The sequence below is a fragment of the Candidatus Cloacimonadota bacterium genome, assembly GCA_020532355.1.
Lineage (GTDB): Bacteria > Cloacimonadota > Cloacimonadia > Cloacimonadales > Cloacimonadaceae > UBA5456.
In genome coordinates this window covers 1-6,803 of sequence record JAJBBD010000310.1, presented here as the reverse complement: position 1 = coordinate 6,803, position 6,803 = coordinate 1, and the positions used below count along the sequence as shown (strand labels likewise).

Below are 6,803 nucleotides of genomic sequence, written 5' to 3'. Positions count from 1 at the left end.
CAGACTCAGTTTACAGAGAGCCGAAAAAAACCTCGCCAATGCCCATATAACCAGCCCTATTGATGGAGTTATTGTCTCTAGGGCTGTCGATGAAGGTCAAACAGTTGCAGCAAGCTTAAACTCACCCACATTATTTATCATAGCCAATAATCTTGATAGAATGCAAATCATTGCTGGAGTTGATGAAGCAGATATCGGAAAAATTCTTGTTGGAATGCCGGTTGAATTCTCTGTTGATGCACATCCTAATCAGCGATTTGAAGGCTCTGTGCAACAAATAAGACTTAATCCCTCTACAGAATCCAATGTTGTAACCTACAGCGTTGTTATCGATGCCAGTAATCCCAATCGTAAACTGCTGCCAGGGATGACCACAAACGTTACCTTTATCATCAATGCCCGAAACAATGTCCTGCGCATACCGGAAAGTGCAACCAGATTTCGCCCTAGCAAAGAAATATGGGAACAATTTGGTTTGAAATGGGAAGACGACTTACTTAATGCAGGAAGAATAGCTATGCAACAAGCAATAAAGAAACAAGAACCAACCGCAGAAGCAGTCAGCGATTCCACAAAGACAAATTCTTCAAAAAAGCCTGGAAACCTCAGACAAATGGCCACTAAAACAAACACAGTAAATCGCATGGCAGTAGTGTGGGTATTGGAAGATAACCAGCCAACTCCAAGAGCAGTGCAAACCGGAGTATCTGACGGTGCTTATGTAGAACTTATTGATGGCTTAGATAAAAATTCCATACTGGTAACCGGGGTAATATACAACGATCCCAAACAAGCATCAAATTCTACTCCCACAATGAGAAGATTCTAATGAACAATAAGCTTTTAACTGCAAAGAATCTTAGTAAAACATATATTATGGGCGACATCCACGTACATGCGCTAAGAAACGTTGATCTCGAAGTTCAAAAGGGAGATTTTATCGCCATCATGGGCGCTAGTGGCAGCGGTAAAACTACTTTTATGAACCTTTTAGGCTGCCTAGACAAGCCCAGTGAAGGACAATATATATTGGATGACATCCCCGTCCATAATATGTCGGAAGATGAGTTGACTATTATTCGTAACCAAAAGATAGGCTATGTGTTTCAAAGCTTTTATTTACTCCCTCGTACAACTGCCTTAGAAAACGTTGAGTTACCCTTGTTATATTGCAGAAAGTATAGTCTGCACCAGCGTCACGAACATGCCTTGAACGCTCTTAAAACGGTTGGAATAGAAGATAGAGCAAAGCATTTCCCAAATCAACTTTCTGGAGGACAACAACAACGTGTGGCTATTGCCCGCGCCATTGTAAACGACCCTTCTTTCATTCTGGCAGACGAACCCACCGGTAATTTGGATACCAGAACCAGTGTAGAAGTAATGGCTGTTTTTCAACAACTCCATGCTCAAGGAAAAACTGTAATTCTTGTTACCCATGAATACGATATTGCCCAATATGCTCACCGCCACATAACCTTTAGAGATGGAAAAATAATCTCGGATAAGGTAAATCCCACCGCACGATCTGCTTCAAACGATTTGCTAACCTTGCCAAAACTGGATGAGGAGGATTAATGTCTGTACTGGGAATTATCCGTATCGCTCTGAAATCTTTAACCAGAAATAAAACCAGAACTTTCCTAACCATGCTAGGCATCATCATTGGTGTCGCAGCGGTAATAGCTATGCTTGCCATTGGACAGGGAGCACAAAAGATAGTTGAAGATCAAGTTAACTCTATGGGCACCAATGTAATAATGGTGTATTCAAATTTCAGCCAGTCCGCAGTGCGTCAAGCTGCTGGCGGTGGCAATCTGTTAAACGTGGACGATGTTGAGGCTATGCGCAATCAACTTGATGGTGTATTGTATGCTTCTCCTGTATACAGCACATGGGGACAGCTTAAGTATGAAAGCAAAAACTGGCGTACTGGAATAATGGGGGTTGATGCGGACTATTTCTTTATTAGAGATATGCAAACCTCCAGAGGAGATGTTTTCTACAAATCGCATGTAGATAACGGAGATAAGGTATGTGTAATCGGAAAAACAGTATCCGATAATCTATTTGGTGACATCGATCCTATTGGAAAGATAATTCGCATTCGAAATATCCCTTTTACCATTATCGGAGTTCTAACTGCAAAAGGTCAAAGCGTAATGGGAAACGATCAAGACGATACCGTTTTAGCTCCTTATACCACTGTTTATCAAAGGCTATTGGGACATCGCTGGCGCAACATGAGTATCATGGTTTCCGCCGTAAGCAGAGATGCCATTCATTTGGTTCAACAAGATATTTTGAATCTGCTTCAAGCAAGACATCGCGGTACCTCTAGCGAAGAATTTGTAGTTAGTTCCCAAACAGATCTTGCTGAAACCGCAAATAGTGTATCTCATACTATGACGATTCTCTTGGCGTCAATTGCCGGTATCTCTCTGCTTGTTGGAGGAATCGGTATCATGAATATTATGTTGGTTTCTGTAACAGAACGTGTAAAAGAGATTGGTATTCGCATGGCTGTTGGAGCCGGCAAACGAGATGTGTTATTACAATTCATAATCGAAGCAATGGCAATCAGTATTATGGGAGGAATTTTGGGTATTCTTTTAGGCTTTGGTGCCGCCAGAATTGTTAGTAGAATTATGAATTGGAATATAGCAGTAACCATGTGGTCAATAATGCTATCAGTAGGTTTTTCGATGGGTATCGGAATCTTTTTTGGTTGGTATCCCGCTAAAAAAGCCGCCAATCTGAATCTCATTGATGCCTTACGATACGAATAATACCAGACTATACTATTGTAGTTAAGATCTCAATTTTATCTAGAGCCTCCATCACAAAGAGGCTCTTTCATTTCATCGCCTAAAAGTCGATTATTCCTCTTATCATCTAGCCTCATTACTCATCCTGTTAAATGTTACAGGTTAGGTGACCATTGCAAAAGCAATGAAAAAGACTTATAGCTATCTTCAATGATGGTGTTAAATGTAATCTATTTTATCAAGTAACTTGATAGCAATAATCGGAATTCATAGTTTTATAATGGGAATATCGCAAAAATAAAGGTGATATTTAGCCGCATCCTGTTCAATTTACAACTTCAATTGTACATGCCACTATCCCATGTCTTTGTTAAATAAGGTCTTTACTGCTAGCATACCATTATTCTCCCCCAATCTTATAGCTTATTAATAGGCATGGATTAAGCCGATATAAAGCTTAATCGATATGATGAGGGCAAGAGTAACTATCGATAATTTATGCTTGATGGATTGAGATATGGATTGGAGCAAATTCTTTGTTTGTGCAGTAGGGCGGGCAAGAGTATGGAGTGGCAAAACTCAGCTTGCCACAAAGGCAGCAGATCATTGCTTTCTGGGTACTCCGTCGCCACTGCCACGCGGGGCTTGGCAGCCCAAAAGCTCTGCAACATGGGATGCTGTGTTAAAGGCTGAATACCTTCACGCAAGCTTGCCCAACAATCTTTCAGACTCAAATACGTAAAAAATATGTGTAGCCTATTTTCATAATATCCTTACGTCCAACCAATATTTGCATAGTTTGGGTTTAATCCATCGGCCATTTGCAATCTTCAGTAACCCTTTTTGCAGATAATCCCTGACTATTCTTTCTTGTTCGGGTCTGACTTGTTGTTTATTGATGTGAAAGGGCATTTCTTTACATTTATACTTGACATTATCATGCCATACTTGAGGATGCATTTAATTATTTTTAGGAGCTTAATAAATGCTTAAGAAATTGATTATGCTTATCCTTCTATCGTGCTTATCGTACCTTATGGCTTTTGACAATTATTCCTCGGCAATGGGTCTTCATTTTGGATCATCCACTGGAAGTGGCTACAGTATTCGTCACTGGAGTAGTATTGGCGGTATTCAGGGCACATTAGCTGCTTATACTTCCGATAATGATAACCCAAGCTTTAGTTACTCTCCTACAGAAGAAAACCCCATTGTTCACGGTAAAAGAACAATCCTCTTGGGAGCAAATTATCTTATCCCCTTACTCGAAGCCAAAACCTACAATTTCTATATAATCGCAGGCGGCTCATATTCTTTCAGATCAGAGCGACTTTATACATCTAGAACACAGAGTAGTTGGAAACAGAGAGATAGATGGACTTTAGGTGTGGGTCCCGGATTTGAGTTCTCACTTTCGGATCGCTTTCACTTAAGCATAGAAATCCCAATCACAATGAACTATAAAGATGATTTAACCATGTATATCCCTGCTGGAGGCTTGTATTATTATTTCAAGTGATTGCGGATAATGACATCTTGATTCAATCTCATCGGAGCATTACTGGTTCCGTTTAATAAAAATAGCCTTGGCATAACCAAGGCTATTCATTGTTATTCGCCAATTATTTTTACTAATACTCGTTTTCGGCGCTTGCCATCGTATTCGCCGTAGAATATTTGTTCCCAGGTGCCCAGATCGAGCTTACCATCTGTAATGGCAACTACAACCTCTCGTCCCATTAATTGTCTTTTTAAATGAGCATCAGCATTATCTTCAAATCCATTATGATGATATTGATTGTACGGTTTTTCCGGTGCGAGTTTTTCTAACCAAGTCTCAAAATCTGCATGTAATCCAGATTCATCGTCATTAACAAAAATACTGGCTGTAATATGCATAGAATTTACTAAGAGCAAACCTTCCCTGACCCCCGATTCAAACAGGGCGGCTTGCACTTGATCTGTAATATTAATGTATTCTCGCCTCTTTGTGGTATTAAACCACAACTCTTTTCTGAAACTTATCATCAGATAACTATATAATTGGCTGCGTTTCTAGATAGTTGGCTAAGTCTGTTGGAGTATCAAACACCATCTCTGCACCGGCAGCGATTAAAGCATCTTTGCCTGCAAAACCCCAAGCAGCACCAATAGCAATCATGCCTGCGTTTCCTGCAGTTTGAATATCTACAGGCATATCTCCCACTAAAGCAATCTGGCAAGGATCAATTTTTAGCTTTTGAGCTAATTCCAAAGCTAATGTAGGATCCGGCTTTGTGGCAATATTAACTTGCTCGCCACTGTATACACCAAAAGGATTCTTGGTATGACGAATCATTGCTCCGCGGAAAAAATGGCGGATCATTTTCTTAGTGAAATAATGGGCTTTATTCGATAGAATTGCAAGCTTGATTTTACGAGCTACTGCAAGTTGAATCATGTACAAAACTCCAGGATACGGTTTGGTATTAAGATACCATTCAATATCATAGTAGTCCCAGAATTTTTTAGCTAGAGTTTTGATATCTTGAGAATTACGATGCTTCTCGGGTAAGGCACGCTTTACAAGTTCGTTTTGCCCATTGCCTACAAATCGCTTAAAAGCGTCCAAGGGATGTTCTGGATAACCCATATCTGCCAAACCTTTGTTAGTGGCTCCGGCAATATCTTGAAGAGTATCCAGCAAAGTACCGTCAAGATCAAATATCACGGCTTTAATCGGGGGTTTGTTGCTCATGTTTCTCTTATACTTCCTTTGATGTTGTTTGTATCTTTATAGGTTCGGATGCTTCTCCCGCATAAATAGATATATGTGGGAAACGAATCTCTATGCCTTCTTTATCAAAACGTTCTTTTACTGCTAACATTAGTTGTGTTTTCATATCAATTACATTAGATGTTGCCGTCCATACGCCAAAGTTGATATCTATACTGGAATCACCAAAACCATCTAACTGAATAAGTGGCGCTGGATCTTTCAAGGCATCTGGCATGTTTTCGGCAATATCTTTTAATATTTCCAGAACTTTTCGTACGTCCTCTTTATAGGCTACACCTACTACAAATTGAGCCCTTCGGATATCAAATCTGGTTAAGTTAGTCACATCATTCTTGATCATGGTCTCGTTGGGAATTCGTACATAGCGACCGTCAAATGTCTTGAGCTTTATCGATAAAAGATCTATGGATTCAATTGATCCCAAATTACCGACAACTTCAACTACATCACCTATCATAAATGGTTTTTCGGAGATAAGAAAGATTCCACTGATAATATTTGATACAGAAGTCTGTGAGGCAAAGCCAATGGCAACCCCAAATATTCCTGCAGCCCCTAACAAGGCAGATATCTTGAAACCAAATTCATTGAGAACCATCACAAGCAATATCAGATACAACACATATTTTACGGTGCGCCCTATTAATACTTCCGATTGCAAGGAAAGCTTATCCTTAATTAAACGACTAATAATCTTTAATACTAGTTTAATAACCGGAATACCGATGATAAGCATCAGCAAAACGCGAACAGCTAAGCTGATCCGTTCTGGTGTGGCAAAATCTGTAATAACATTTAAAGTTGCTAGTTCATACATTTGTTTTTACCTCTTTTCTTATTTACACCATTAGGTGCATATTTAGATTTTACCGCCAATCTGTCTATTTCTTTTTATAGATTTGACGGGATATTTTTCATCAAGTTGTGTATTTAATTCCACAGTACCGATTTTTTGTTGAGTTTTAGCCACAAAATCCGCTCTTATCACACCAATATCTATACATAAATGCAATCTTGCAATTGAAGGTGGCATGTCAGAACTAATTATTCAAAACCGTTAAATAAATATTCCTTTCACTCTATATAGTATAAGGAGTTTATCGTTTATACGCAAGAATAAATATGATTAGTTTAGATTTTTGATGCAAAGTATTATCTTCTCAGATATCGTGACTTTTAAACAAAGAAGCGGAGCAGTATAAAAAAAGTCATCTACCAAATGAGACCGTTGCACATCCATATATAGCAGTTTTTTT

Annotated in this window: 9 protein-coding genes; 5 read left to right on the top strand and 4 right to left on the bottom strand. The window is 39.2% G+C overall.

Annotation, left to right across the window (positions count from 1 at the left end; translation table 11 throughout):
* The 5 genes from LHW48_10670 to LHW48_10650 all read left to right on the top strand — a co-directional run.
* Positions 1 to 829 (top strand): efflux RND transporter periplasmic adaptor subunit (locus LHW48_10670; protein ID MCB5260909.1); only part of this gene is annotated, 829 nt, incomplete at its 5' end.
* 47 nt (positions 830 to 876) lie between these two features.
* Positions 877 to 1,578 (top strand): ABC transporter ATP-binding protein, encoded by a 702-nt coding sequence (locus LHW48_10665; GenBank protein MCB5260908.1) that lies wholly within the window; start codon positions 877 to 879, stop codon positions 1,576 to 1,578.
* Complete coding sequence (locus LHW48_10660) at positions 1,578 to 2,789, top strand: ABC transporter permease (protein MCB5260907.1); 1,212 nt, start codon at positions 1,578 to 1,580, stop codon at positions 2,787 to 2,789. Before LHW48_10665 ends, LHW48_10660 begins: the two co-directional genes overlap by 1 nt.
* 496 nt (positions 2,790 to 3,285) lie before the next feature.
* Positions 3,286 to 3,510, top strand: coding sequence for a hypothetical protein (locus LHW48_10655; protein ID MCB5260906.1), 225 nt, complete (start codon positions 3,286 to 3,288; stop codon positions 3,508 to 3,510).
* Between the two features lie 243 nt (positions 3,511 to 3,753).
* Positions 3,754 to 4,287, top strand: a complete 534-nt coding sequence (locus LHW48_10650) for a hypothetical protein (protein MCB5260905.1) — start codon at positions 3,754 to 3,756, stop codon at positions 4,285 to 4,287.
* A gap of 92 nt (positions 4,288 to 4,379) precedes the next feature.
* Here the strand turns inward: LHW48_10650 and LHW48_10645 are convergent, their stop codons facing one another.
* From LHW48_10645 to LHW48_10630, 4 genes are read right to left on the bottom strand one after another with little or no spacing between them, the layout of a single operon-like run.
* Positions 4,380 to 4,796 (bottom strand): secondary thiamine-phosphate synthase enzyme YjbQ, encoded by a 417-nt coding sequence (locus tag LHW48_10645; GenBank protein ID MCB5260904.1) that lies wholly within the window; start codon positions 4,794 to 4,796, stop codon positions 4,380 to 4,382.
* Between the two features lie 7 nt (positions 4,797 to 4,803).
* On the bottom strand, positions 4,804 to 5,505 hold the full coding sequence (locus LHW48_10640) for an HAD family hydrolase (protein ID MCB5260903.1): 702 nt from the start codon (positions 5,503 to 5,505) through the stop codon (positions 4,804 to 4,806).
* A 7-nt stretch (positions 5,506 to 5,512) separates the two neighbouring features.
* Positions 5,513 to 6,364, bottom strand: a complete 852-nt coding sequence (locus LHW48_10635; GenBank protein MCB5260902.1) for a mechanosensitive ion channel family protein — start codon at positions 6,362 to 6,364, stop codon at positions 5,513 to 5,515.
* Between the two features lie 42 nt (positions 6,365 to 6,406).
* On the bottom strand, positions 6,407 to 6,580 hold the full coding sequence (locus LHW48_10630) for a hypothetical protein (protein ID MCB5260901.1): 174 nt from the start codon (positions 6,578 to 6,580) through the stop codon (positions 6,407 to 6,409).
* Between the last annotated feature and the right edge of the window lie 223 nt (positions 6,581 to 6,803).